A 24671-nucleotide genomic window follows, 5' to 3' on the forward strand; every position below is an offset into this window, starting at 1 on the left:
CACCGCCGGAATAAGAAGGCAGCCCCTGCGTTGATGCGGCCATGAGGGGTTTGCCACACCGGATGTCGACGCTGGCCGAGATCGAAGCCCAAGTGCCGGCGCTGCGGCGCTACGCTTGGAGCCTCGTGCGCCACGACCAGGATGCCGATGACCTCGTACAGGACTGCCTTGTCCGCGCCCTGGCTAGTCTTCCCGAGATCGAGGGCAACGGGATCACACCGCTCCGTCCCTGGCTGTTCACCATCCTGCACAACTTGGCGGTGAGCCGCTGGCGGAGCCTTCGTCGGCGCGGTCAGACAGTGGAGCCCGAGAGCGCCAACCTGACCGTGGCCCCCAGCCAGGAATGGACGAGTTCCGCGCGCGAGATGGTGGACGCGCTCGCGCGGCTGCCGCCCGACCAGCGCCAGGTGCTGATGCTGGTGAGCGTGGAAGGGTTCGAGTACCGCGAGGCGGCCGGCATCCTGGGTATCCCCATGGGAACCGTCATGTCGCGGCTGAGCCGCGCGCGGGATGCCCTGCGCGCGCAGATGGAAGGACGCAGGCGCCTGGCGCTGCGGCTGGTGCAATGACAGAGTCTTCGATCCCGGACGAGATGCTGCACGCCTATGTCGATGACCGCCTTGATGCCGGGCAGCGCGCCAAGATGGAGCGCCGGCTGGCGGCCGACCCCGAGCTGCGCCGGCGCGTGAACGACTGGCAGGCCCAGGATGCCGTGCTGCGCGACGCCCTGTCCTTCAAGCTACGGGAGCCGGTTCCGCCATCGCTGAGTGTCGCTGCCCTGGCCGAAGCGCGGATGCGAACGACCACGCGCCCCGTCGCGCGCTGGCGTATGGCCGCCGGCTTTGTGCTGGCACTCGGGCTGGGCGCCGCCGGCGGCTGGTTCGGCCATCGGATGATGCCGTTCGACGAGATCGCGCTGCTGGGGATGGAATCCGCCTCAGCCTATCGCGTTTTCGCCAACGACCCGGCACGCGCCATCGAGGTCAGCTCGTCCAACAGGGCTGAAATGGCAGCTTGGATGACCCAGAAGCTGGGCCGGCGCGTGGTACTGCCCGACCTGTCGTCGGTGGGTTACAGCCTGCTGGGCGGGCGGGTTCTGTCGACCCTGTCCGGGGCCGCAGCAATGCTGATCTACGAGAGCGCGGGCGGCGATCGGCTGACCGTCTATGTCCGCCCGATGGGAATCGGGCGCGAGGCGGAGATGCAGCTGCTCGACGTGAAGGCGCTGGAAGGCTACGGCTGGATCAACCGGCAGATCGGCTACAGCGTGATGTCCGACGGTGATCGCGAGCTGCTGCGGCCCGTGGCGCACCTCATCCGGGATGAATTGAAGCTGTGATTGGCCGCATGCCGAGGGGAGCAGGTCATCTCAAATCCCTTCCCGCGAGGAACCGGTCGACAGCGGCGTGGTGCTCTGGGGTCTAATGCTCGATGGCCTGGAGCGCAGCTTTCAGGTCCAGGCTGCTCCTCAGGTCCGATCCCTCGCTCCGGCGCAGGAGACGCTTGCAGAACCGGAGAGCAGGTTCGGGGTGCCCGGCGATCTCCTCGACGATCTTGAGGGCGCGGGCCATCAGCCGGTCGGCTACCAGGACTTCCGACACCAGGCCGTCTTCCAGGGCCTGGCCCGCGTTGAACACCCTGGCCGTGAAGCTGATCTCGGCGGCGCGCGACGTCCCGACCACCCGGGGGAGCTGAGGGGGGCGATGCCGAGCCGGGCTTTCGGTTGCGGAGGCCGGCTTGGCCGGCCCGCTGTCTCAAGGGCGTCTTAACCCGGCGGGACCCCTCCATGAATGTCCGCCTCCCACTCACCCCACGCTAGCTGCCGGTCTGGAAGGTTAGTGCCGCACCTTACCCACACCGAGCGTCGCAATCAGCAGGCCACCGCTGATGTTCAGTGTGGCCAGGGCTCGGTCGCCTTCAAGCTTGCCGTTTGATGGCGGTGCACTTGACCTCGACCAGCAGGCTTGGCCGTGCCAGCTCCGAGACGCCGATCACTGTCCAGGCACATGTGCCGCGCGGGAAGACGCGATCCTTCACGGCGCGGAAGATATCGAAGTGTTGGCCGAGGCTGACATGGTACGTTGTCATATCCACCACGTCCTCGAAGCTGCAGCCAGCTTCCTCAAGCACCAGCCTTAAATTCTTTCAGCAGGCGATGAACTGCGCTTCGGGGTCTGCTATGACGTTCAGATGCTCGTCCCTGCCAACCTGTCCGGCGCAGAAGATGAAGGCTCCGACCTGAACGGCAGGCACGTAGCCCGCGGTCTTGACGATGCATTCCATCTGCCGGGGAACGATAAGCGTGCGGTCGGTCATGCGGGCTGCCTTTATCCTACCTGCTCCAACTAGTCAGCTTCCCATCGACAGCTATGGCACTCGACTCCACCCCGAGCGACGGAAGTCTGCTATCCACCCAACACGGGTAAAGGCTGCCCAGGCAATCACGTCCGCTCTCGAGAACGCGACCACGCCACGCGAAGTGCCGAGATGAGCGCTTAGCGGAAGTCCGCTTGGCTAAACCCTATTTTCCCCGGCGCAGCCACAAGGACGCGGCCTGTGATCAGGAAGCGCGCCGTAAGGCGCGCCGTTCCGTCAAGCGTCCACCCAGGAGATTGACCCTACCTACTCCCCACCAGAGCGGCGACCGGCAGAGCCGCCGGGTGGCGCCGAGCTCGGATGCGGGATGGACATCACCGACGAGGACGTTGCCTCGAAGTGCCTAGCGAAAACAGGGCATGTTTGCCGACCCGCCACCTCTCTGACTGACTTTGTTGCCCAGGCACGTCTACGACTGGTTTACCGTGAAAAACATGGACAGTATCCTGAGCGCGCTCGACGAGGCGATCGTCGTCGCGGTCCGGCAGTCCGTGCGCGACCTGCGGGCCTAGCCGCTCCAGGATCAGGCGCACGGACGCAAGGACAGGACGTTCATCCACGTCTTCCGGCTCCGCAGCGGGAGGGTCATTCGCTTCCACATCCAAGACAACATTCCGCGGGATGTCGATGATGCGGCCATACCGATCTCCTGACTTACGGCACGGGCTTGACCACTCGGGTCACCCAGGCAGATGACCGCTGCGCCCGCCACCCTTCCCATCCGGCCCGGCGAACCCGTGCGCGGCACTCACCGTCGCCGCGGTGGCCGAGAGGTTGTGCAGCGTCTCCGACTTGCTCCCATCGCGATAGGCAAGACCAAGCACGGCCCGCAGCCCGCTCCCCGCCAGGACGAGGTAGCGCACAGCGTCGGGACGTAGGTGCTGCATGCAGGCCGGCACGACCGCCACACCCATCCCGGCCGCGACGAAGTTAATAGCGGCTGTCAGCTCCGGCGCGTCCTGCCCGATCCGTGGCGAGAAGCCGAGCCGCATGCACTCCGAGACGATCTGGTCCGAGAGGCCGGAACCGCCCCGGCGCGGGTAGAGAATGAAGGAATCGTCCCGCAGGGCCTCCAGGCGGACGGAGCGACGCCTCACCGCGGGATGGCCGGAGGGCACCGCGGCCACCATCGGCTCTTCCAGCAGCCAGCGCACCTCGACCACCGGGTCCGGAGCGAGCGGAGGACGGACGAAGGCGGCGTCGAGGTCATCCGCCTTCAGGGCCGCGGTGAGCAGCGCGGTGCGCCGCTCCACCAGGCCGATCTCCACCTCGGGCCACCTCGCCCGGTAGGTCTTCAGAACTTCCGTGACAAAGGGGCTGAAAGAGGCGGAAGCAGTGAAGCCGACGCGCAGCTTGCCGATCTCGCCGCGCTCCGCCCGACGGGCCAGCACGGCCGCCCGTTCGGCGCGGTGGAGGATGGCGCGGGCCTCCTCGAGGAACACGGTCCCGGCAGCCGTGAGCTCGATGCGCCGACCCACGCGATGGAAGAGCCGGACGTCCAGCTCAGCTTCCAGCGACTTGATCTGCTGCGTGAGCGGCGGCTGGGCAATCCCGAGAAGGGCTGCGGCGCGGGTGACGTTCAGCTCCTCCGCCACCGCGCGGAAGTAACGGAGGTGCCTGAGTTCCATTCCATATCCTGCGCGTATGGGTTTCGGACGAGCAATATATTGGACCGGCAGTACGGCATCCTCCTAGCCTCATCGGCATCGAATGCCTGCCGAGGAGACGTCGCCCATGAGCGGAGAACCGCCTGTCCTGCTCCAGCACGCCACGCGCGACCTGGCGCGCTTCGCTGCCGGGCTGCGCTACGAGGACCTGCCACCCGAGGTGGTGGAGCGCGCTAAGCTGTGCCTGCTCGACGGGCTCGGCGTCTGCCTGCATGGCGCGCTGCTGCCCTGGACGCGCATGGTGCAGGAGGTCGTGGAGGCCGAGGGCGGAGTTCCCGCGGCGTCCCTGTGGGGGACCGGGCTGCGGGGCTCGCTCTCCCAGGCGGTGCTCGTAAACAGCACGGCCGGGCACGGCTTCGAGATGGACGACATCCACAAGGAGTCCATCCTCCACCCGAACTCGCTCACGACACCGATCGCGCTGGGCTGGGCCGAGGCGGAGGGCGCCGTCAGCGGGCGCGAGCTGCTCGCGGCCATCGTCGCGGGCTACGAGGTCGGGACCCGCGTCGGCAACGCCGCCACCATGGCGCTGTTCCTGGACGGCTTCCATCCCCAGGGCACCAGCGGAACCTTCGTGGCGGCCGCGACCGCGGGGCGGCTGCGCGGGCTGGACGCAGGGCGGATGCAGCACGCCCTTGGGATCGCGGGCTCCATGGCGGCGGGCCTCATGGCCGCGCAGGAAGGGGCCATGGTGAAGCGCCTCCACGCTGGCCGGGCCGCACAGTCTGGGGTGCTCGCGGCCGCGCTGGCGGCGCGCGGCTTCACCGGCATCACCGAGATTCTGGAGGCGGGCTACGGCGGCTATCTTAGCTCCTTCTCCAGCCGCCCCGTGCCGGAGAAGCTGACGGCGGGCCTCGGCGAGAGTTGGGAGACGCTTAACGTCGGCTTCAAGATGTACCCGACCGTTACCAGCATCCACACCGCCCTGGACGCGCTGCGCCAGCTGATGTCGGCCCACGGCTTCCCGCACGGGGACATCGTCCGCGTGGATGTCGGCATGGGGCACATGACCTACGTGCACACGGCCTGGCCCTATCGCCCGGCCGGCATCACGGCCGCCCAGATGAACCTGTCCTTCGGGCTGGCCGTGACCGCCCTCGGCGGCACCGTCACGGCGGGTGACTTCACGGAGGAGCGGCTGCGCGACCCCGGGCTGCTGGACTTCATCACCCGGGTGCACCCCCACGAGGATTCGGGGATTGAGGCCATGGGGGCACCCTTCCGGCACGCCTGCCGGATGACGGTAACCCTGCGGGACGGCACGACCCACAGCCACGAGGAGCTGAACCGGCGCGGCAGCCCGGAGAACCCGGTGAGTTTCGCGGAGATTGAGGCGAAGTTCCGGGGCAACGTGTCGGGCATCCTGAGTGACCGTGAGGCGGACCAGGTCGTCCGCCACGTCAGCAACTTCGAGAGGCTGACGGATTGCGGGGAGCTGCTGGCCATCCTCTCCGCGGACCGGCGCTCCTTCGCGCTCACCGAGGAGGTGCGCTGATGTCCGTCACCCGTCGCCACCTGATGCGCGGCGTGACCACCGTGCCGCTGCTCGCGCGGGGCGCCACGGCCCAGCCCCAGGCCGTCACCATGGTCGTGCCCTACGCCCCCGGGGGCGGCACCGACATCGTCGGGCGCAGCTTCGCGCAGCTCTTCTCGCGGGAGCTGGACCGCACCGTGGTGGTGGAGAACCGCAGCGGCGCGGCCGGGCACATCGGCACCACCTCCGTCGCGCGGGCCCGGCCGGACGGCAACACGCTTCTCTACGCCGTCAGCACCCATATCGTGGTCAACCCGCACCTGCAACGCGGGGCCGGGACGGAACTCGTGGCCGCGATGGTGCCGGTCGTGCAGGCCACGTCCTACCAGTACGTGCTCGCCGCCGATCCCGACCTCGGCGTCTCCAGCGTGGCGGAGCTGGTCGCCCTGGCCAAGTCGAGGGCTGCCGGCAGCATGGCCTATTCGTCAGCGGGTGTCGGCAGCAACAACCACCTGGCGGCGGTCGTCTTCTGCGATGCCGCCGGCATTCAGATGGAGCACGTGCCCTACCGCGGCAGCCTGCCGGCCCTGCTGGACGTGGTGGCGCACCGCGTGGCGCTGATCTTCAGCTCGCCGGCCCCGGCCATCCCCCTGGTGAGGGAGGGAAAGCTGCGGGCCCTGGCCGTGACGGGAGACCACCGCATGGACGCGCTGCCGGAGGTGCCCACGCTGTCCGAGGCGGGCCTGACCGGCGTGACCATCACCGGCTGGCACGGCGTCTTCGCCCCCGGCGGCACCCCGGCCGAGCTGATGGGCCAGTACGGGGCGGCAGCGCGGCGGGCGGTGGCGACGGAGGAGTTCCGGAGGCGCATCGCCCTGGAGGGGATGGAGCCAGCCCCGGACCGGCCCATCGGGGCGTTCGCGGCCTCGGTGCGGGAGGAGACGGCGTACTGGGGCCGCAAGCTCGCGGAGATGCGGATCCGGATGGAGTAGAGCCGCCAACGATCCCTTCTTGCGCCCGGGCCGCGGCTCCGGCGCGGTCGGCCCGGCCCGGCCATGTCCCGTTCGGGGCGGGCGGGCCCGATGCCCCGGGACTGCGCCCGCTTGCTTTGCGCCGCGCGTCAGAAGGTGATCCGCGTATCCGCCACGATCTGGCGGATGAGCGCGCGTTCGCGCTCCAGCTGCGCGCCGAAGGCGGCGCGGTTCATGCTGCCGGGCTCGCTGCCGATGCGGCGCAGGGCATCGCCGGTCTGCGGGTCCTCCAGCGCGGTGCGAAGGGCCTGCTCCAGGCGTTCCAGCACCGGCTCCGGCGTTCCGCTGCGCGCGAAGAGGGCGTTCCATCCGGCGAGGTCGACGTCGGGGTAGCCGGAGGAGGCGATCGGCGGGACCTGGGGCAGCAGGGGGCTTCGCCCCCGGCTGGTCAGACCGATGGCCCGCGCCTTCCCCGTCGGCAGCAGGGGTTCCAGCGAGGAGGCGCTGATGACCGCCGCCTCCAGGTTGCCCGCGAGCAGGTCCGCGGCGGCTTCCGCCCCACCGCGATAGGTCACGTGCTCCATGGTGATCCCGGCCGCGTGGCCGAGCAGCGCGCCCGCGAGGTGGCCGATGCTGCCGACCCCGGGCGAGCCGTAGCTGATCGGCTTCCCTCGCCCGTAGCGCACGAAGCCCGCAAGGTCCCCGGCGGGGAGGGACGCGGTCACCGCCAGCACATAGGGCTGCGTGGTGGCGAGCCCGACCGGCGCAAAGGCGCGCTCGTGGTCGAAGGGCAGGTTCGGGATGGCCAGCGGGACGATCAGGAAGGATGCGGCGTCGAAGAGCAGCGTGTAGCCATCGGCGGGCGCATTGGCGACGAGCCCGGCTCCGATGGAGCCGCCCGCACCGCTGCGGTTCTCAATGACGACCGGCTGGCCCAGGGCCGCGGCGAGGCGCGGCTGGATCAGGCGGGCCACCGTGTCCGTCTGGCCCCCTGGCGCATAGGGCACGATGACGCGGAGCGGGCGCGTCGGCCATGAGGCGTGGGGGCGCTCCGTCTGGGCGTGCGCGATCAGGGGCGTGCTGGCAGCCGCCAGCACCAGCCCTCGCCTGGTAGGCATTTGGACCTTCCTCTTTCTCTCGTTGGCTGTGTGAAGCGCGACGGCAGGTGGCCCCCTCACCCGCCGTGCCGGTCAGGGCAGGTCCAGGACGGGCTTGCCGACGACCCGGCGCTCCTCCAGCGCCGCATGGGCCTCCTCGACGTTCTCGAGCGAGTACCGCCCGGCGATCTCGATGGAGAGGTCTCCCTCTTGCAGGCCGCCGAAGATCTCGGCCGCCCTGCGCCGGATCGTCGGCCCGTCCGGCAGGTGATCCGCCAGACGCGGCCGTGTCAGGAACAGCGACCCGGCTTCGCCGAGCTCGATGGGATCAAGGTCCCGCACCGGCCCGCCGACCGCCCCGAAGTTCACGACCAACCCGCGCTTGCGGGCGGCGCGGAAGCTGTCGCGCAGCGTCGGCTTCCCGATCGGGTCGAAGACGACGTCCACCCCCTGGCCGCCGGTCAGGTCCCGGACGGCATCGGCGAAGCGACCCTCGTCGTAGAGCAGGGCCGCCGCAGCCCCCCGCTGGCGCGCGACCTCCGCCTTCGCCTTCGTGCTCGTCGTGGCGTAGACAGTGGCGCCCATGCGTGTGCCGAGCTGGACCAGGAGCTGCCCGATCCCGCCGGAGGCGGAGTGGACGAGGCAGGTCATGCCCGGGCCCAGCCGCCCGACATCGTCCGCGAGGTAGTGCGCGGTCAGGCCGTGGAACATGGCGGCGGCGGCACGGTCGAGCGGCAGGGCGTCCGGCACCGGCACGACGCGCCAGGCCGGGACCACGGCGTATTCCGCGTAGCTGCCCCAGGTGAGGCAGTAGGCGACGCGGTTTCCGATCCCGAGCCCACTTACGTCCGGCCCGAGTGCTTCCACATGGCCCGCGCCCTCTATGCCGAGGGTGGTCGGGACCGAGACCGGGTAGGTCCGGGATTCCGCGTACTTCCCCTGCCGGGTGTGCACGTCCATGAAGTTGATGCCGGAATGGCGGAGGCGGATGAGCACCTCGCCCGGGCCGGGCGTTGGCACCGGGATGTCGCGGCGGAGGATGACCTCCGGCCCGCCGTAGCGGTCGATCTGGATGGCTCTCACGGCTTCCTCCGGGGCACCGGCGCTGTCGGGCGCGGGGCCGCGCTCACAATGTCAGGCCGCATCGCCGTAGCGACGGTCCTGCTCGTCGAACCAGGGCTTGCGGACCAGGGCCTGCCGCTCGGCAAAGCTCGCCGTCAGGCCGCTCGCCTCGTCCAGCCGCCCGTCCCGTTGCAGGGCCTCCAGCGCTACCCTCATGCCCTGAACCGCACCTTGCAGCGCCACGTTGGCGTAGAGCAGCAACCCGAAGCCCATTTCCGCCGCCTCGGCCTGGCCGACCATCGGCGTCATTCCGCCGACGACGAGGTTCAGCATCTGCGGCCGGGGGAGAAGGCGGGGGATGCGGCGCAGCTCGTCATCACCTGTCGGCGCCTCGACAAAGAGGATGTCGGCGCCGGCCTCGGCGTACAGGCCGGCGCGGTCAATCGCGGCCTCGAAGCCCTCGACCGCGATGGCATCGGTGCGGGCCACGATCAGGACGCCGTCGCGGCGCCCATCGGCCGCCGCGCGGATCTTCCCGGACATCTCCCCGGCCGATACCAGCGCCTTGCCAGCGAAGTGGCCGCAGCGCTTGGGGCTCAGCTGGTCCTCGATCTGGATCGCGCTCGCTCCGGCGCGTTCCAGGAGGCGGACGGCGTGGCCGACGTTCAGCGCGTTGCCGAAGCCGGTGTCCGCGTCCACGACCACCGGCAGTTCGGTCGCCTCGCGGATCGCCAGCAGGTGCTGGGCGAGCTGAGTCAGGTCCATGAAGCCGAGGTCGGGCAGGCCCAGGAAGGTGTTCGTCAGCCCCGCCCCGGTGAGGTAGGCCGCCTCGAAGCCCAGTGTCTCGACCACCCGTGCCGTGAGGGCGTTCGCGACCCCGGGCGTGAGCACGGCGCGCCGCTCGGCGAGAAGCTGGATCAGGCGGCTGACGTGGGAGGCGGGCAAGGGCTGCGTTCCGTAACGGGAGCCCCAAGATCGCCGCGGCGGGCACCTCCCGTCCAACATCTTGATCGTCTGAAACCGATACGTTGTACTTATCGGATGGAACTTCGTCACCTCCGCTACTTCTGCGCCGTCGCTGAGGACGGCCACATGACGCGAGCGGCAGAGAGGGTCGGTATCGCCCAGCCCGCCCTCAGCCAGCAGATACGCGGCCTCGAGGAGGAGCTCGGCGTGCAGCTCTTCGACCGCATCGGTCGCGGCCTCGTCCTCAACGAGGCCGGCCGCCTGTTCCTGGACGAGGCGCACGACTTGCTACGCCGGGTGGAGCGGGCCGCCACGACGGCGCGGGAAGCGGGCCGGGGGGAAGTCGGGCGCCTCCGGGTCGGGTTCACCGCCTCCACCTGCTTCAACCCGGCCGTTACCCGCGTGCTGAAGAGCTTCTGTGAGGCCTGGCCGCGGGTGGAACTGGTGTTGGAGGAGGGCCGCTCCAGCCTGCTCCAGGCCGCGCTGGAGGGGGGACGGCTGGACGCGGCCTTTCTAAGGCCGCCCCTGAGCTCGACGGACAACCTCGACTTCGTCCTTGTCGCGACCGAACCGATGGTGGTGGCTCTGCCGGCCGGGCACCGGCTGGACGGGCGCAGGAGCCTCGCCCTTGAGGAGCTTCGCGATGAGGCCTTCATCCTCTACCCCCGCGCAACCGGGCCAGGACTTTCGGAGAACGTTGTCGCGGCCTGTCAGAAGGCCGGGTTCGCGCCCCGCGTCGCCCAGCAGACACCCCAGCTCGCGACCACCGTGAACCTTGTCGCGGCCGCGATGGGCATCGCGATCGTGCCGGACTGCATGCGCCAGCTTCGTCCGAACAGCGTTCGCTACGTGCCGCTCCGGGACGGGTCGCTGCAGGCAGAGTTCGGCCTTGCCTGGAAGCGGCAGGACCAGTCGAGAGCGGTCCATCACCTGATCCGCACGGCATCGCCGTCTTCCTGAGAGCGTCCCGGAAGGAGGCTGATGGTTTGCGGACCATCGCGGATGCGGAACGCTGCCCCGCACATTTATCGCCTCACCTTCCCTCCACCTCAGAAGCCGCAGGGGGTCAGGGATCGGCGGACGCGCGGTCAGCCGTTGGCCGCTGGAGCACGCCGGCGAGGATGCTTTCCGCTGGGGTGCTGACTCCCCCCATCCAGCCAGTACTTGTGCAGCTCGTGCAGGTAGCGTTCGACCACCTGCAGCGCCTCTTCGGAGTCCCTACGGCGAAGACATTCCAGGAGTGCACGGCGGGCGCGGATCACCCGGTCGTCGGAGACGGATCCGATCCGCGTCACCCAGTCCCGCAACATGCCGACCAAGGCATCTGCCAGCGCGACAAGGACGCGGTTTCCGCTTGCCTCGGCCAAGAGGTGGTAGAACTGGATCATCAGCTCGGACCGCTGACCCGGATCATCCTTCAGGGCCTCGGCACGATCGACATTCGCCTCCATGGCGGCGAGGTCTGCCTCGGTACAGGCGGGCAGCGCCTCCTGTAGCAGCATGATCGTCACCGCGCGGATCGCGTTGGTGAGATCCGCCACGGAGAAGTCCGTCAGGGCGAGAGGACCCATCCGTTGATCGCCGGAGGCCTGCTCGCCGCGCTCCGCCACGAATGATCCGCCGCGCGCTCCCTTCCGGAGGCTCAGGGTACCCGTGATCTCCAGCATCCGCAGGGCCTCGCGAAGCGTGTTGCGGCTGACCTCGAGCTGGGCCGCCAGGATACGCTCCGCAGGCAGCTTGTCGCCGGGCTGAAGCGCGCCGTCGGCAATCATCCGCTGGATCTGGCTGGTGATCTCCTCGATGGCCCGGCGCGGACGGGCCGGCGAGAAGCGGGGGCCCTTCCGCTCCTCGGGCTGGGGCGATGGGCGCTGAAGATGGGTCATCACGCGGTCCTCATGACCTTCGTCTGGCAAGGCGCGGCGCGGCGATCAAGGGCCAAGGGGCACATGGCGCTTGACCCTGCTGAACTCGGAGACTAATGGTCCTACCAATGAACAGGAGGACAGCGTGCAGGACGGGTTCAAACCTGGTGCCGGTACGGTGGTGGTAACGGGGGCCGCCAGCGGAATCGGCCGCGCGATCGCCCGGCGGCTCTCCTTGGCCGGTGCGCCGCGCACTGTTCTCCTGGACCGCGACGGGGCCGGGGCGGCGCGTGCCGCTGAGGCGATCGGCCCCCATGCGCGGGCTATGGGAGTGGATGTCCGCGATCCAGCGGCCATCGAGGCGGCGGTCACGCGCATCGAGGAGGAGGACGGGCCGATCTCGCTCTGGTGCTCCAACGCGGGCGTCCACCGCGGGCAGGGCCTGGGCAACGCGAGCGACTGGGACGCCTCGCTCGCCGTCAACCTGCACGCCCACCTGCATTCGGCCCGCGCCGTCCTGCCCCGCATGGCCCGGCGGGGAACCGGCCATTTCGTCATCACCGCCTCCGCCGCCGGCCTGCTGACAGATCCGCGCTGCGCGCCCTATTCGGTCAGCAAGCACGCGGCCGTCGCCCTGGCCGAGTGGCTCGCCATCGCCCATGGGGATGACGGTGTAACCGTCGCCTGCCTCTGCCCGGAGGGCGTGCGCACCGCCATGACGGCCGCGGACAGCGCGGTCCTGGGCGCCGAGGTCCTGGAGCCCGAGGCGGTGGCCGGCTCGCTGCTGGAAGGCCTTGCCGAGGGCCGCTTCCTAATCCTCCCCCACACCCGGACCGCCGAGTACGAGCGCCGCCGCGCAGCGGACCGGGACCGCTGGATCGCTGGGATGCGCCGCGCGCGCCGGCGCGCCGCGAGCGCAGCTCCTCTTTACGCCGCAGGATGACCCCGATGGCCCTGGACCTAGCCGAACTCTCCTATCCCATGCAGCGGAGCTGTCCCTTCCACCCGCCGGAGGCTTACGCGCCGCTGCGGGAGAACCAGCCCTTCGCTCGGGTGCGGCTCTGGGACGGCTCCCACCCCTACCTGCTGACCCGGTATGAGGACATCCGGGCGGTGCTGGCCGAGCCGCGCTTCTCCTGCGAGCCCGTGCGGGAGGGATTCCCGCACGTCTATGAGGGCCGGATGGTGGCCGACAAGGCCGACCGTTCCTTCCTGCGCCTGGACAATCCGGAGCACGACCGGCTCCGCCGCATGGTGACGAAGGAGTTCACTGTGAAGAAGGTGCAGGCGCTGCGCCCCTACATCCAGGCCACGGTGGACCGGCTGATCGACAACTACGCCGCCATGCCGCAGGGCAGCGACTTCGTCGAGCACTTTGCCGCACCGCTGCCGACCGACATCATCACGTTGCTGCTCGGCATTCCCTACGAGGATCATGAGATCTTCCACCGGGCGACGCGGATCCAATTCGGGTCGAGATCCACCCCGGCAGAGGTACGGGAATCCCTGGCCGAGCTGTTCGGCTACCTGGATGCCCTGATCACCCGCAAGGAGGCCGAGCCGGCGGACGATGTCGTCTCCCGCCTCGTGCACGACCAGTACCGGCCCGGTCACATCGACCGGATCACCCTCATCAACATCGTCCGCCTCCTGCTCAGCGCCGGACACCAGACCACCCAGAACATGACCGCACTGGGCGTGCTGACGCTGCTGCAGCACCCGGACCAGCTCGCCCTCATCCGTGCGGACGCCTCCCTCATCCCGGGGGCGGTGGAGGAGCTGCTGCGCTTCTCCAGCATCCTCCACACCGGTGCCCGCCGCGTGGCGCTGGAGGACATCGACGTGAACGGCCATCTCGTTCGGGCGGGAGAGGGGGTGATCTGCTCCATCCCGGCCGCCAACCGTGACGGGGAGCTCTTCCCCGATCCCGACCGCTTCGACGTGACCCGCGATGCCGGCCCGCACGTCGCCTTCGGCTTCGGCGTGCACCAGTGCCTGGGGCAGGTGCTCGCGCGGGCGGAGCTGCAGATCGTCTACGAGACGCTTTTCCGCCGGCTGCCGGAGCTACGCCTGGCCGTGCCGTTCGAGAGCCTGCGCTTCCGGCACGACATGTTCGTCTACGGTGTGCACGAGCTGCCGCTGGCCTGGTGAGGAGGGAACCATGCGCGTCACCATCGACAAGAGCCGCTGCATCGCCGCGGGCCAGTGCGTCCTCAACGCCCCCTTCGTCTTCGACCAGGGCGAAGAGGACGGGATCGTCATCCTGCTGAAGGAGAACCCGGCGCCGGAGCAGGAGGAGCACACGCGGCGCGCGGCGCGGCTCTGCCCCGCCGAGGCGATCAAGCTCCACGACTGAGGCCGCGCGAAGAGCGGTCCGAGAGAGCGGCAAGGGAGGACGGCGTGGAAACTGGGGTGATGGAGCGGGCGGCGGAGCGGCCGGCCGCGGCGGGGGGGCTGGCGCTCGCCGGCATCAAGGTGCTCGACCTGACGCAGTGGGAGGCCGGGTCGGTCGCGGCGCAGACCCTCGCCTTCCTGGGCGCGGACGTGATGAAGATTGAGCGGCCGAAGGGGGGCGACCCCGCGCGCATCGCCTCCGCGGATTCGGCGGACGCGGATTCGCTCTACTTCCTGGTGCTGAACGCCAACAAGCGCGGCGTGACGCTGGATCTCGGGAAGCCCGAGGGGAAGGAGCTGCTTCGGCGCCTGATCGAGCGGAGCGACGTGCTGCTGGAGAACTTCGCCCCCGGCACCATCGAGCGGCTCGGCTTCGGCTACGAGGCGGTGAGCGCCATCAACCCGCGTATCGTCTACGGCTCCGTCCGCGGCTTCAGTGACGAGAGCGAGTACCGGGATTTCCGCTGCTTCGACGCGATCGCGCAGAGCATGGGCGGCGCCGTCTCCATCAGCGGGGAGCCGGGCGGCGGCCCCGTGAAGCCGGGGCCGACCTTCGCCGACACCGGCACGGCGATGCACCTGGCGGTCGGCATCGTGGCGGCGCTGCACCAGCGCCACGCCACGGGGCGCGGGCAGCACGTGAAGGTGGCGATGCAGGAGGTGGTGGTGAACTTCTGCCGCATGGGCTTCGCCCGGCAGCAGATCACGGGCCGCGCCGCGGAGCGCGTGGGCAACGGCTCCCCCAGCTCCTCCTCCGCGCCGTCCGGCATCTTTGCCTGCGCGGGCGGCGGGCCGAACGACCACTGCTTCATCTACACGGCACGCGACTCCATTACGGGCAACCGCCAGTGGAACACGCTGCTCCGGGTGATCGGACGGGAGGAGCTGATCGGCGACCCCCGCTACGACGAGCCGCAGAAGCGCTTCGCCCGCCAGGAGGAGGTGGACGCGATCATCGCGCCCTGGATGCTCCGGCACGACAAGCGGGAGGCGATGGCGCTGCTGAACGGCGCCGGAGTCCCGGCCGGTGCCGTGATGGACACCTCCGACCTCATCGACGAGCCCTCCTTCCGCGCCACCGGCATGCTGACCGCCGTGCAGCACCCGAAGCGCGGGGAGATCGTGCTGCCGGGCTGGCCGGTGAGGATGAGCGAATCTCCGACGCCGCCGACGACCTGCCCGCCCCTGCTGGGCGAGCACACGGAGGTCGTTCTCGGCGAGATGCTGGACCTGCCGCCGGAGGAGATGCGGCGGCTGAAGGCGGAGGGCGTGATCTGATGGATGGCGCGGACACCATCGACCTGTCCCGCGAGGGCCCGGTCGCCGTCATCACCCTGAACCGCCCGCAGGTGCGGAACGCGATCGACCTGGCCGCGGCCCATCGCCTCGCGGCGGCCGTGGACGCGGTGGAGGCGGACCCGGCGATTCGCATCGCGATCATCACCGGTGCGGGCGAGGTGGCCTTCAGCGCGGGGGCCGACCTGCGGGCCCGGGCGCGCGGCGAGGGACGCGCGGTGATCGCGCCGCACGGCTTCGCGGGCTTCGTGCGCCGCCCCCGCCGCAAGCCCTTCATCGCCGCGGTAAACGGCTTCGCGGTGGGCGGGGGGCTGGAAATCGCCCTTGCCTGCGAGCTGGTGGTGGCCGCGCCGCATGCGAGCTTCTCCCTGCCGGAGCCCATGCGCGGGCTGATTGCCGGCGGCGACTGCCTGCCCCTGGCCTTCCGCCGCCTGCCGCCCGCCCTGGCCTGGGAGGTGGCGCTGGCGGGGCGGCGCCTGATGGCCGAGGAGGCCCTGGCGGCGGGCATGGTCAACCGCGTCGCGCCGGACGTGCTGGGCACCGCGCGGGAGATGGCGCGCGCCGTGATGGCGGGCGCCCCGCGCGCGATCGAGGGCACAATCGCGCTGGCGCGGCGGCTAATGGCCGCGGCCCCGCCCGACTACGACGCGCTGGCGGAGCGGACGCAGGCCACCCTGATGGCGACCGCCGATGCGGCGGAGGCGGCGCGCGCCTTCGCGGAGAAGCGCGCGCCAGTCTGGGCTGACGCGTAAGGGGAGAGCGGCATGACGCGCGTGGTGATCGTCGGGGCGTCCGTCGCCGGGGTGGGTGTGGCCAATGAGCTGCGGCGCCTCGGCCATGCGGGCGAGGTCCTGCTGGTCGATGGCCAGGACCACCTGCCCTACGACCGTCCGCCCCTCTCCAAGGCGGTGCTGCTGGGCGAGGAGGCGGATGCAGGCCTGCCCTTCCACGAGGCCGCGCACTACGCCGGGATCGGCGTCGAGCTGGTGCTGGGCCGGGCTGCCGTGTCGCTGGACGCCGCCACGCGGACCATCACCCTGGCCGACGGGACGCGGCTGCGGGGCGATGCGGTCGTCATCGCCTCCGGCGCGCGGGCCCGGCACTTTCCCGCGGGGCTTGCCGAGGGCCCGGTCTGGACCATCCGCGACCTAGCCGACGCCCACGCGCTGCGGCGCCAGCTTCGCCCGGGGATGCGGCTGGCCGTCGTCGGCGGCGGCTTCGTGGGCGCGGAGGTCGCGTCCAGCGCGCGCAAGCTGGGCCTGGAGGTGACGATCTTTGAGGCCGCGCCGCTGCCCTTCCTGCGTATCCTCGGCCCCGCGGTGGCGACGGAGCTGGCGGCGCTGCACGAAGGGGCGGGCGTGGCCCTCCGCTGCGGGGTCACGGTGGATCGCATCTCCCGGCACGGGGCGGCGCAGCACCTGCACCTCTCGGACGGGGGAACCGAGGAGGCGGACCTCGTCGTGGCAGGGCTGGGTTGCCTGCCGAACGTCGAGTGGCTGGAGGGATCGGGCGTGCCCCTTCTCAACGGCATCCTCTGCGACGCCTCTGGCCGGACGGGGCTGGACGGCATCTTTGCGGCCGGTGACGCGGCGGCCTGGTTCAGCCCTCTCGCGGGCCGGCACGAGAGGCACGAGCACTGGACGGCGGCGCGGGAGCAGGCGCGGATCGTCGCCGCCGGTATCGCGGGCACGGAGGCGACCGCCTGGGAGGCCTTCGCGCCCTACTTCTGGTCCGACCTGCACGGGCGCCGGGTCCAGGTGCTGGGCGACACGGCGGGGGCCGAGGAGGTCCTCTTCGCGCACCGCGACGAGGCGCGCGGCGCCTTTCTGGCCGAGTACCGGCACGGGGGGCGCCTGGTCGGCGTGGTCGGCTGCAATGCGGGGGCGCGGACCATGCGCTACCTCGCGCGGCTCGCCCCTTCCGCGACCGTGGCGGCCTGAGAGGCGCGCCGCTATGCCCGCCTACATGGTCGCCGAGGTGGAGTTCATCCCCGGCCCCGCGCTGGACCGCTACCGCGCTCTCGCCGGCGCCGCCATCGCTGCGCATGGCGGCACCTTCCTCGTGCGAGGGCAGGAGAAGGCGCTGACGGAGGGCGAGCACCGCTTCCGCCGCGTCATCATCGTCGCCTTTCCCTCGCTGGATGCGGCGGAGCGCTGGTACCGATCGGCGGAGTACGCCGAGGCGCTGCGCGCGAGCGGGGAGGCGATGCACCGCACGCTCTACCTCGTCGATGGCGTGCCGCCGTGAGCTGAGGCGGCGCGGAACACGACCGGTGGGCAACGACCTGCCGGCGAATGGGGACGTCCAGGGAGGAAGAAGCATGTTCAAGTGGATCGCCGCGGCCATCGGGGTACTCGGTGCCTGGGCCGCCCAGGCGCAGCCTCCGGGCCAGGACTGGCCCAACCGGACCATCCGCGTGATCTCTCCCTATGCGCCTGGCGGCGCGGCGGACGCCACCGCGCGGCTGGCAGGGCAGGAACTGCAGCGCATCCTCGGCCAGACCGTGGTGGTGGAGAACCGCTCTGGCGCCAGCGGCACGATCGGAGGGGAGGTGGTGCGGCAGGCGGCGCCGGACGGCTACACGCTGCTCGCCTCGCCCAGTTCGCATATCCTGGCGCGCCACGTGCTGCGCGCCGCGCCCTACGACCCCCAGGCGGATTTCACCCCGGTCGCGCGGTTCGCAGAGGGGCCGATGCTGGTGCTGGTGAACCCAGCCATGCCGGCGGGCACCATCGCGGAGGCGCTGCCGCTCGTGCGGGCGAACCCCTCCCGCTTCACCTTCGGCCTGGGCGGGCTGGGTGCCGCGAGCCACCTGGCGGTGCTGCAGTTCCTGCGGCAGGCCGGGGTGGACCTCGCCATGGTGGCCTATCGTGGCTCGGCGCCGGCGCTGACCGACCTTGTCTCCGGCAACATCCAACTCATGATCGATCCCGGCGGCTTCCCGCTGGTGCAGGACGGCCGTCTGAAGGCGCTGGCGATCACGGGCTCCCGCCGTCATCCCCTCCTGCCGGGCGTGCCCACCGCCGCCGAGAGCGGCATGCCGGGGCTGGAGATGGTGGGGTGGTACGGGCTGTGGGGTCCGAAGGACCTGCCCGTGCCGATCGTAGCGAGGCTGAACGCGGCCATGGTGCAGGCCGTCCAGCAGCCGGCCGTGGTGCAGCGCCTCTACGCGCTGGGCCTCGTGCCGGCCTCCAGCACGCCGGCGGCCCTCGTCCAGTACATCCAGGAGGATCTGGCGCGCAGTGCCACCCTCCTGCAGGAGGCGCACTACCAGCCCGAGTGAGCGGCGAGGCGGCCTAGCGGAAGGGGTGGAGCGCCAGCCCTTCCGCGCCGACATTGAGCGCGAGGACCTGCCCGCGCCCCGACGCCGTGACGATCAGCACGCCTCCCATGAAGCAGAGGTTCGTCGTCATCGTGCCCTCGCCCAGCTCGATGCGGCGGAGAGGCGCGCCGGAGGGATCGAACACCTCCACCCCACCGGAACCCGGCGTGCAGGCCCAGATGTTCCCTTCCACATCGATGGCGAGCCCATCCGGCCTTGCCTTTGCGGTGGTGCAGAGAACGCCATTGGAGGAGGGGATGCCCGCTGGGCCGAGCGAGAGGCGCTCGATCGCGCGGTCATGCGTGCAGGCCAGGTAGAGATGGGCGCCAGTGGCGTCGAAGGCCAGGCCGTTTGGGAAGTGGCGGCCCTCGATCATCACCTCGCATCGTCCGGTCTCCGGGTCGCACGCGACGACGCGGCCCTCGACCGGCTCGTGCAGCGCCCGGTCGGTCAGGGGGTCCGTGACCCAGAGGCGGCCATCGGGACCGAAGGCGAGGTCGTTGGGCGCCTCGAAGGGATAGTCGAAGGCGTATTCCACGCGACCGTCGCGGATCCGCTGCACGCCGGGCCGCGCGGCCCCCGAGGCCCCGAAAATGCCGCCGTTCTGCGCGACGTAGAGCGCATCCCCGGACCAGGCCAGCCCGTTCGGCCCGCCGCCCGTCGCATGGCTTTCCAGCAGGCGGCCGGAGGCATCGAGAACGTGGACAAGGCCCGCGCTGATGGAGGCGATTGCCAGGCGCCCATCCGGGTGCACCGCCGGTCCCTCGATGAAGCCGAGGCCCTCCGCCAGGAGGCGGGGCTGCAGGTCCACGCTCAGCCCTCCTCCGTGCGGTGCAGCCCCAAGGCCTGCAGCACGGGGATGTCGTTCACCTGGAAGAGGATGGCGGGCTCGGCACCGTCATTCGCGTGGCTATGCAGGGCCCAGGGCGGCAGGGCAATGAAGTCGCCAGCACCCCATTCGAAGACCTGCCCTTCCACCCGCATCCGTCCCGCGCCGCGCACGGCGTGGTAGACGACGCTGCCGGTGTGCCGATGCGCCCGCGTGCGCGCCCCGGGGCGCAGCATCTGCAGCGCGGTGCCGAGCGTCGGCAGGGCGGGGCCGCCCGTCAGCGGGTTCTGGTACTCGAGGATGACGTCGTCGAAGGGATCGGGATCCAGCCCCGCCGCCCCCTCCAGCGCCGCCAGCGCACGGTCCCACGAATAGGCGAGGATCGGGCTGGCACGGCCCGCATGGCCCGCGCCCGGCGGCCGCATGATGCCGCTGCCGAACTGGCGGAAGGACCGGTCCTGCACGCGGGAGACGGGCTGGCGCGGCGCCTCCGACCCCTCGAAGGAGACCGCGTGCAGCGTGCGGACGAGGGAGATGTCCAGCACGTCCAGCCAGACCATGGGCCGGTCGCCCTTGTTCTCGTGGTCGTGCCAGGTGCCGCTGGGGGTGAGGACGAGGTCGCCCTCGTTCATCTCGTAGAGTTCGCCATCCACCACCGTGTCCGAGCCGCGCCCCCTCATGATGAAGCGCAGGGCCGTGGCCGCGTGGCGGTGGGCGGTCGCGACCTCGCCGGGCAGGATGTACTGGATGGAGGCCCAGAAGGTCGGGGTGGTGCCGTAGGGCAGGCCGGGATTGGCCAGCCGCAGCGTGCGCCGCTGCCCGCCCGCCTCCAGCTTCAGGCTGGCGCCGATCTTCTCCAGCAGGGCGGCCAGTTCCTCCGCCCGCCAGTGCCAGGGAACCATGCTGCTGCTGGGTGTGCGGGTGAAGAGCGGCGGGTCGCCCGGCTGGGCAACGGCGATGTTGTGCGCCGCCAGCTCCGCGGCCAGCTCCGCGCGGGCCCTCGCATCCGTCATGACGGCCTCGGCCATGCGGGTCCTCCCTTGTCGCCGCGCAGGATCGGCCCGGCTTTACCGAGGAGGTGGGCCGCGCGGACCGCCCCTGTCCAATACGAAATCCACGCCCTTTCCATACGAACGAGACGTAGTGCTTTTCCCGGAACACCGGGTGCAAGGTATTGCCGAAGCCGCCACGAAAAGGGCCGGCACGGAGGAGACGGGCATGCCGAGACAGGGGGCGCCGCGTGACCTGGCTGGCCGGGAGGCGGGGGCCCAGAGGGCCGTGCGGGCACCGGGGCGTGAGAGCTACCCGGCCGTGTTCATGCGCGGTGGCACCAGCCGCGCCCTGTTCTTCCACCGGCGCGACCTGCCGACGGGGAACCCCGGCGACGACACGGCAGATTGGGACCGCATCTTCTGCGCCGCGCTCGGCACGCCGGACCCGAACGGGCGCCAGCTGGACGGCATGGGCGGTGGCATCTCCTCGCTCTCCAAGATCGCGGTGATCGGCCCGCCGAGCCGGGCGGATGCCGACGTGGACTACACCTTCGCGCAGGTGGCGATCGGCGAGCGCTTGGTCGGCTACCGCGGCAATTGCGGCAACATCTCCTCCGCCGTCGGCCCCTTTGCGGTGGAGGAAGGGCTCGTCCCCGCCCCCGCGGACGGTGAGGCGGTGGTCCGCATCCACAACACCAACACCGGCAAGATCATCGAGAGCCGCTTCGCGATGCGGGACGGCCTGCCTGAGGAGGCGGGCGGGATGGAGCTTCAGGGCGTCGGGGCGGGCGCACCGATCCGCCTGGCCTTCCGTGATCCCGGCGGCGCGGCGACCGGGCGGCTGCTGCCCACCGGGCGCGCGGTGGAGGGGCTGGATATCGAGGGCCTGGGCAGGGTCGAGGTCTCGCTGGTGGATGCCGCCAATCCCGTCGTCTTCGTCGGTGCCGCCTCCATCGGGCTGCGCGGGGATGAGACCCCGGGCGAGCTGGACGCCTGGCCCGGCCGGCCGCTCTTCGAGGCGATCCGCGTGCGGGCCGCCGTGGCCATGGGCCTGGCGGGCGAGGAGGAGGCGCGGCAGAGCCTGAAGAACCTGCCGCTCGTCTCCCTCGTTGCCGCCCCGCGCGGGACGGTCGCGGCCGTCGCCACGCGGATGATCTCCTCCGGCCAGCCGCACAAGGCGACGCCGCTGACAGGCGCCATGTGCCTGGCCATCGCCGCGCGCCTGCCCGGCAGCGTGGTGCAGCGGGCCCTGCGCCCGGGTGCGGTGGAGGAGGGCGACTTCGTCGTCGAGCACGCCTCCGGAACCCTCGCGGTCGCCGCAGTGGTGGAGCAGGGCGAGGTGGGACCGGTGGCGCGAGAGGCCGTGGTGTACCGCACCGCGCGCCGGCTGATGGAAGGGCGGGTCTACCTCCGCTCCTGAGACAGACTCGCTGGAAGAACGACGCCTCGAGGAGGCGCATGGAGGATGGATCCAATGCTCATCGAACAGGGTGGAGACGGTGCAGCGGCCGCGCCGCCGTCGCCGGAGCGGCTGGCGGCCGCCGCGAGCCTGCCGGAACTCTACGGGCTGCTGGAGCCCCTTTCCGTCGGGCCGGGCTGGGCCAAGCCGACACCGTCGATCTGGCCCTCGCCGAAGGAGACCTTCCGGCCGGCGCACTGGGACTATGCGCGCGCGAAGGCGGCGCTCGACGCCGCCGGGCATTTGGTGGACACGAAGCTGGCCGAGCGGCGCAACCTCATCCTCGCCAACCCGGTCGAGGGCAACACCTACGCCACCGCGCGCACCCTGGTGGCCGCCTATCAGATGATCCTGCCGGGCGAGCAGGCGCGCTCGCACCGCCACACGCCGAATGCGCTACGCCTCATCGTGGATGCGGAGCCCGGCACCTACACGGTGGTGGATGGTGAGCGCCTGCCCATGCTGCCCGGCGACGTGCTGCTGACGCCGAACTGGCGCTGGCACGGCCACGGCAACGACAGCACCGCCCCTGCCTACTGGATCGACGTGCTGGACGCGCCGTTGGTGCAGCTGCTGGAGCCCATGTTCCTGGAGCACCACCCGGAGGTGTACGAGCCGGTGCGCGCGAACGCCGAGGCCTCGCCCATGTGGTTTCCCTGGGCCGAGACGCAGAGGCGCCTGGATGCGGCCGCGCCGACGCCGGAGGGCCCCTGGGGCACGGCCGTGGCCCTCGGCGATCCGGCCATGGAGACGATCGGGCTGGCCATGATCCGCCTCTCGCCCGGCATCGCCACCGCTCCCCACCGCACGACCGCCAACAATGTCTTCGCCGTGGTCCAGGGGGAGGGCGAGAGCAGCGTGGACGGGGAGAGCATCCCCTGGCGCCGCGGCGATGTCTTCGTGGTGCCGGCCTGGAGGCCCCAGTCGCACAGGTCGGATGATGGTGCCGTCCTGCTGCGCGTCACCGACGAGCCCGCCATGGCGCGGCTTGGCTTCCTTCGTGAGACGGCCGGTCAAGGAGAGATCGCATGAAACTCGCCGTCTTTGACGACAACCGGCTGGCGGTCGTGGAGGGGGACAGCCTCTACGACGTGACGGACGCCGTCCCGAGCCATGGGGCCGCCTGGCCGCCCGTGTTCATGCAGCACGTCATCTCCGATTGGGCCGCAACGGCGCCCCGCCTCTCGGAGGCGCGCCAGGGCGCCCCGGCCATCCCGCGGGGCTCGGTGACGCTGCGCTCGCCCATCCCCTTCACCGGCAACATCGTCGCGGCACCCGCCAACTACACCAAGCACGTGGGCGAGCTGGGCGATCGCGGCGTCACCGCGAAGGGGAACTCCGCCCGCGACGTGGGCTTCTTCCTGAAGGCCACCTCCTCCCTCTCCGGCGCGGACGAACCCATCGTGCTGCCGGTGAACTCCGGCCGGCGCTTCGACCACGAGACGGAGCTGGGCGTCATCATCGGCCGCACCTGCCGGAACGTCCGGCGCGATCAGGCCCTGGACTACGTCTTCGGTTATGCCTGCCTGATCGACCTGAGCATGCGCATCGAACCCGGCCGGCCGGCGGAGGAGCGCTGCACGCGCAAGTCCTTCGACAGCTTCACCCCGCTCGGCCCCTGGATCGTCACTGCGGACGAGGTGCCCGACCCGCAATCCCTCTTCAACCGCCTCTGGGTCAACGGCGAGCTGCGGCAGGAGGCGAACACGAGCGAGATGACGGTCGGCGTCGCCGAGTTGATCGAGCTGATCTCCTCCGTGATGACGCTGCGCCCGGGCGACGTGATCGCCTCCGGTACGCCGCAGGGCGTAGGGCCGGTGGTGCCCGGGGACCAGGTGACGATCGAGATCGAGCGCGTGGGCCGCATGACGCTGAACGTGGTCGCCGCGGCCGAGGCCGCGCCGCGCATCTTCTAGGGGAAGGAAACGACATGCGCAGAAGAGCGCTTCTCGCCGCACCGGTGCTGGCGTTCGCGGCGCGGGCCGCGCGGGCACAGTCCTGGCCCGCGCGTCCGGTCCGGGTCATCATCCCCTTCCCGCCGGGCGGGGGCATCGACATCCTGGTCCGCGCCGTCGGGGCGGAGCTGTCGTCGCGCTGGGGACAGCCCGTGGTGGTGGAGAGCCGCGCCGGCGCCTCCGGCATCATCGGCGCCGAGGCCGCGGCGCGCTCCGCGCCCGATGGCTACACATTGCTGGGCACGGTGAACCAGACCTTCACCACCAACCGCTTCCTCTTCCGCACGCTGCCCTACGACCCGGACAAGGGCTTCACCCCGGTCAGCCTGATGGTGCAGAGCGACCACATGCTGCTGGCCCATCCCTCGGTGGAGGCCGACGACGTGGCCGGGCTGATCCGCCTGGCGAAAGGCAAGCCCGGCAGCCTGACCTACGGCTCCTTCGGCAGCGGAACCCAGCCGCAGCTCGTCTACGAGGCGATGAACCAGCATGAGAAGCTGGACATCCTGCACGTGCCCTACAACGGCATCGCGCCCCTCATGCTCGCCACAACGCGCGGCGAGGTGATGCTGGCCACGGGCAGCGCGAGCGTGGCCGGGGAGCTGATCCGCACGGGGAAGATCAAGGCCCTGGGCACCGCCGGCAGCCGGCGCATCGGCCAGTTCCCGCAGGTGCCGACGACGGGCGAGCAGGGCTTTCCCTACATCCGTGCCTCCATCTGGTACGGCCTCTTCGCCCCGGCCGGGACGCCGGACGAGGTGGTGCAGCGGATCGGGAACGACGTGCGCGAGGTCCTCAACACGCCGGCCTTCACCCAGGCGCAGGTGACCAACCGCGGCCTGGACTTGGTGGCGAGCGACGGCCCCGCGCTGGCGCGCGAGATCCGGGACGAGACCGCCTCCGTCGGCGAGATCATCCGTGCGGCGCGGATCGAGCCGCAATGAGCAGT

The 24671-nt window shown here is 70.9% G+C and carries 27 protein-coding genes; 17 read left to right on the forward strand and 10 right to left on the reverse strand.

The genetic code is table 11. From position 1 onward, the window contains the following. Nucleotides 1-62 precede the first annotated feature (62 nt). Both NRP21_RS22810 and NRP21_RS22815 read left to right on the forward strand, forming a co-directional pair. Complete coding sequence (locus NRP21_RS22810; protein ID WP_257718544.1) at nucleotides 63-569, forward strand: RNA polymerase sigma factor; 507 nt, start codon at nucleotides 63-65, stop codon at nucleotides 567-569. Between the two features lie 23 nt (nucleotides 570-592). Further along, nucleotides 593-1339, forward strand: a complete 747-nt coding sequence (locus NRP21_RS22815; protein WP_257718545.1) for an anti-sigma factor family protein — start codon at nucleotides 593-595, stop codon at nucleotides 1337-1339. A gap of 82 nt (nucleotides 1340-1421) precedes the next feature. Here NRP21_RS22815 and NRP21_RS22820 read toward each other — a convergent pair whose 3' ends face one another. The 4 genes from NRP21_RS22820 to NRP21_RS22835 all read right to left on the reverse strand — a co-directional run bounded on the left by NRP21_RS22820 (nucleotide 1422) and on the right by NRP21_RS22835 (nucleotide 4004). Continuing rightward, complete coding sequence (locus tag NRP21_RS22820; protein WP_257718546.1) at nucleotides 1422-1682, reverse strand: enoyl-CoA hydratase-related protein; 261 nt, start codon at nucleotides 1680-1682, stop codon at nucleotides 1422-1424. Nucleotides 1683-1917: 235 nt separating this feature from the next. After that, nucleotides 1918-2133, reverse strand: a complete 216-nt coding sequence (locus NRP21_RS22825) for a Rid family hydrolase (RefSeq protein WP_308219928.1) — start codon at nucleotides 2131-2133, stop codon at nucleotides 1918-1920. 12 nt (nucleotides 2134-2145) lie between these two features. After that, nucleotides 2146-2316 carry a RidA family protein gene (locus NRP21_RS22830; protein ID WP_257718548.1) on the reverse strand — a complete coding sequence of 57 codons (171 nt, stop codon included), beginning with the start codon at nucleotides 2314-2316 and terminating at the stop codon, nucleotides 2146-2148. A gap of 740 nt (nucleotides 2317-3056) precedes the next feature. After that, nucleotides 3057-4004, reverse strand: coding sequence for a LysR family transcriptional regulator (locus NRP21_RS22835; RefSeq protein WP_257718549.1), 948 nt, complete (start codon nucleotides 4002-4004; stop codon nucleotides 3057-3059). A gap of 106 nt (nucleotides 4005-4110) precedes the next feature. On the opposite strand from NRP21_RS22835, the gene NRP21_RS22840 reads away from it, so the two are divergent. Together NRP21_RS22840 and NRP21_RS22845 are read left to right on the forward strand one after the other, a co-directional pair. Then, nucleotides 4111-5538 (forward strand): MmgE/PrpD family protein, encoded by a 1428-nt coding sequence (locus NRP21_RS22840; RefSeq protein ID WP_257718550.1) that lies wholly within the window; start codon nucleotides 4111-4113, stop codon nucleotides 5536-5538. Continuing rightward, the gene (locus NRP21_RS22845; RefSeq protein WP_257718551.1) at nucleotides 5538-6509 is read left to right on the forward strand and encodes a Bug family tripartite tricarboxylate transporter substrate binding protein; all 972 of its coding nucleotides are present in this window, start codon (nucleotides 5538-5540) and stop codon (nucleotides 6507-6509) included. Before NRP21_RS22840 ends, NRP21_RS22845 begins: the two co-directional genes overlap by 1 nt. 128 nt (nucleotides 6510-6637) lie before the next feature. On the opposite strand, the gene NRP21_RS22850 is transcribed toward NRP21_RS22845, so the two are convergent. The 3 genes from NRP21_RS22850 to NRP21_RS22860 form a co-directional block, all read right to left on the reverse strand. Next, entirely contained in the window at nucleotides 6638-7606 is a 969-nt protein-coding gene (locus NRP21_RS22850; RefSeq protein WP_257718552.1) for a Bug family tripartite tricarboxylate transporter substrate binding protein, read from the reverse strand. Between the two features lie 72 nt (nucleotides 7607-7678). Beyond that, on the reverse strand, nucleotides 7679-8668 hold the full coding sequence (locus NRP21_RS22855; protein ID WP_257718553.1) for a quinone oxidoreductase family protein: 990 nt from the start codon (nucleotides 8666-8668) through the stop codon (nucleotides 7679-7681). Between the two features lie 51 nt (nucleotides 8669-8719). Next, the gene (locus NRP21_RS22860; RefSeq protein ID WP_257718554.1) at nucleotides 8720-9592 is read right to left on the reverse strand and encodes an isocitrate lyase/PEP mutase family protein; all 873 of its coding nucleotides are present in this window, start codon (nucleotides 9590-9592) and stop codon (nucleotides 8720-8722) included. A 96-nt stretch (nucleotides 9593-9688) separates the two neighbouring features. Here NRP21_RS22860 and NRP21_RS22865 point away from each other — a divergent pair, with 96 nt between their 5' ends. Then, nucleotides 9689-10573: a LysR family transcriptional regulator gene (locus NRP21_RS22865; protein ID WP_257718555.1), complete on the forward strand. Its 885-nt coding sequence runs from the start codon at nucleotides 9689-9691 to the stop codon at nucleotides 10571-10573. A gap of 128 nt (nucleotides 10574-10701) precedes the next feature. Here the strand turns inward: NRP21_RS22865 and NRP21_RS22870 are convergent, their stop codons facing one another. Continuing rightward, nucleotides 10702-11496, reverse strand: a complete 795-nt coding sequence (locus NRP21_RS22870) for a FadR/GntR family transcriptional regulator (protein ID WP_257718556.1) — start codon at nucleotides 11494-11496, stop codon at nucleotides 10702-10704. Between the two features lie 124 nt (nucleotides 11497-11620). Here NRP21_RS22870 and NRP21_RS22875 point away from each other — a divergent pair, with 124 nt between their 5' ends. The 8 genes from NRP21_RS22875 (at nucleotide 11621) to NRP21_RS22910 (ending at nucleotide 18448) form a co-directional block, all read left to right on the forward strand. Continuing rightward, nucleotides 11621-12418, forward strand: coding sequence for an SDR family NAD(P)-dependent oxidoreductase (locus NRP21_RS22875; RefSeq protein WP_257718557.1), 798 nt, complete (start codon nucleotides 11621-11623; stop codon nucleotides 12416-12418). Between the two features lie 5 nt (nucleotides 12419-12423). Next, a complete protein-coding gene (locus NRP21_RS22880; protein ID WP_257718558.1) occupies nucleotides 12424-13626 on the forward strand; it encodes a cytochrome P450 in 1203 nt (400 codons plus the stop codon). Between the two features lie 10 nt (nucleotides 13627-13636). After that, nucleotides 13637-13831: a ferredoxin gene (locus NRP21_RS22885; RefSeq protein WP_257718559.1), complete on the forward strand. Its 195-nt coding sequence runs from the start codon at nucleotides 13637-13639 to the stop codon at nucleotides 13829-13831. 44 nt (nucleotides 13832-13875) lie between these two features. Further along, nucleotides 13876-15147 carry a CaiB/BaiF CoA transferase family protein gene (locus NRP21_RS22890; RefSeq protein ID WP_257718560.1) on the forward strand — a complete coding sequence of 424 codons (1272 nt, stop codon included), beginning with the start codon at nucleotides 13876-13878 and terminating at the stop codon, nucleotides 15145-15147. Continuing rightward, the gene (locus NRP21_RS22895; RefSeq protein WP_257718561.1) at nucleotides 15147-15917 is read left to right on the forward strand and encodes an enoyl-CoA hydratase-related protein; all 771 of its coding nucleotides are present in this window, start codon (nucleotides 15147-15149) and stop codon (nucleotides 15915-15917) included. Before NRP21_RS22890 ends, NRP21_RS22895 begins: the two co-directional genes overlap by 1 nt. A 12-nt stretch (nucleotides 15918-15929) precedes the next feature. Further along, nucleotides 15930-17105, forward strand: a complete 1176-nt coding sequence (locus NRP21_RS22900; protein WP_257718562.1) for an NAD(P)/FAD-dependent oxidoreductase — start codon at nucleotides 15930-15932, stop codon at nucleotides 17103-17105. Between the two features lie 13 nt (nucleotides 17106-17118). Beyond that, nucleotides 17119-17412, forward strand: coding sequence for a DUF1330 domain-containing protein (locus NRP21_RS22905; protein ID WP_257718563.1), 294 nt, complete (start codon nucleotides 17119-17121; stop codon nucleotides 17410-17412). Nucleotides 17413-17485: 73 nt separating this feature from the next. Next, entirely contained in the window at nucleotides 17486-18448 is a 963-nt protein-coding gene (locus NRP21_RS22910; protein ID WP_257718564.1) for a Bug family tripartite tricarboxylate transporter substrate binding protein, read from the forward strand. Nucleotides 18449-18461: 13 nt separating this feature from the next. On the opposite strand, the gene NRP21_RS22915 is transcribed toward NRP21_RS22910, so the two are convergent. Then, nucleotides 18462-19298, reverse strand: coding sequence for an SMP-30/gluconolactonase/LRE family protein (locus NRP21_RS22915; RefSeq protein WP_257718565.1), 837 nt, complete (start codon nucleotides 19296-19298; stop codon nucleotides 18462-18464). 2 nt (nucleotides 19299-19300) lie between these two features. Next, nucleotides 19301-20344 (reverse strand): cupin domain-containing protein, encoded by a 1044-nt coding sequence (locus NRP21_RS22920; protein ID WP_257718566.1) that lies wholly within the window; start codon nucleotides 20342-20344, stop codon nucleotides 19301-19303. A gap of 190 nt (nucleotides 20345-20534) precedes the next feature. Here NRP21_RS22920 and NRP21_RS22925 point away from each other — a divergent pair, with 190 nt between their 5' ends. Genes NRP21_RS22925 through NRP21_RS22940 form a run of 4 tightly spaced genes read left to right on the forward strand, consistent with a single transcriptional unit; the run spans nucleotide 20535 to nucleotide 24666 of the window. Continuing rightward, nucleotides 20535-21728 carry a 2-methylaconitate cis-trans isomerase PrpF family protein gene (locus NRP21_RS22925; RefSeq protein ID WP_257718567.1) on the forward strand — a complete coding sequence of 398 codons (1194 nt, stop codon included), beginning with the start codon at nucleotides 20535-20537 and terminating at the stop codon, nucleotides 21726-21728. A 54-nt stretch (nucleotides 21729-21782) separates the two neighbouring features. Next, a complete protein-coding gene (locus tag NRP21_RS22930) occupies nucleotides 21783-22799 on the forward strand; it encodes a cupin domain-containing protein (protein WP_257718568.1) in 1017 nt (338 codons plus the stop codon). Next, the gene (locus tag NRP21_RS22935) at nucleotides 22796-23683 is read left to right on the forward strand and encodes a fumarylacetoacetate hydrolase family protein (RefSeq protein ID WP_257718569.1); all 888 of its coding nucleotides are present in this window, start codon (nucleotides 22796-22798) and stop codon (nucleotides 23681-23683) included. Before NRP21_RS22930 ends, NRP21_RS22935 begins: the two co-directional genes overlap by 4 nt. 14 nt (nucleotides 23684-23697) lie before the next feature. After that, nucleotides 23698-24666, forward strand: a complete 969-nt coding sequence (locus NRP21_RS22940) for a Bug family tripartite tricarboxylate transporter substrate binding protein (RefSeq protein WP_257718570.1) — start codon at nucleotides 23698-23700, stop codon at nucleotides 24664-24666. The last annotated feature ends 5 nt before the right edge of the window (nucleotides 24667-24671 follow it).

It is taken from the genome of Roseomonas populi (genome assembly GCF_024594815.1).
Classification (GTDB): Bacteria; Pseudomonadota; Alphaproteobacteria; order Acetobacterales; family Acetobacteraceae; genus Roseomonas; species Roseomonas populi.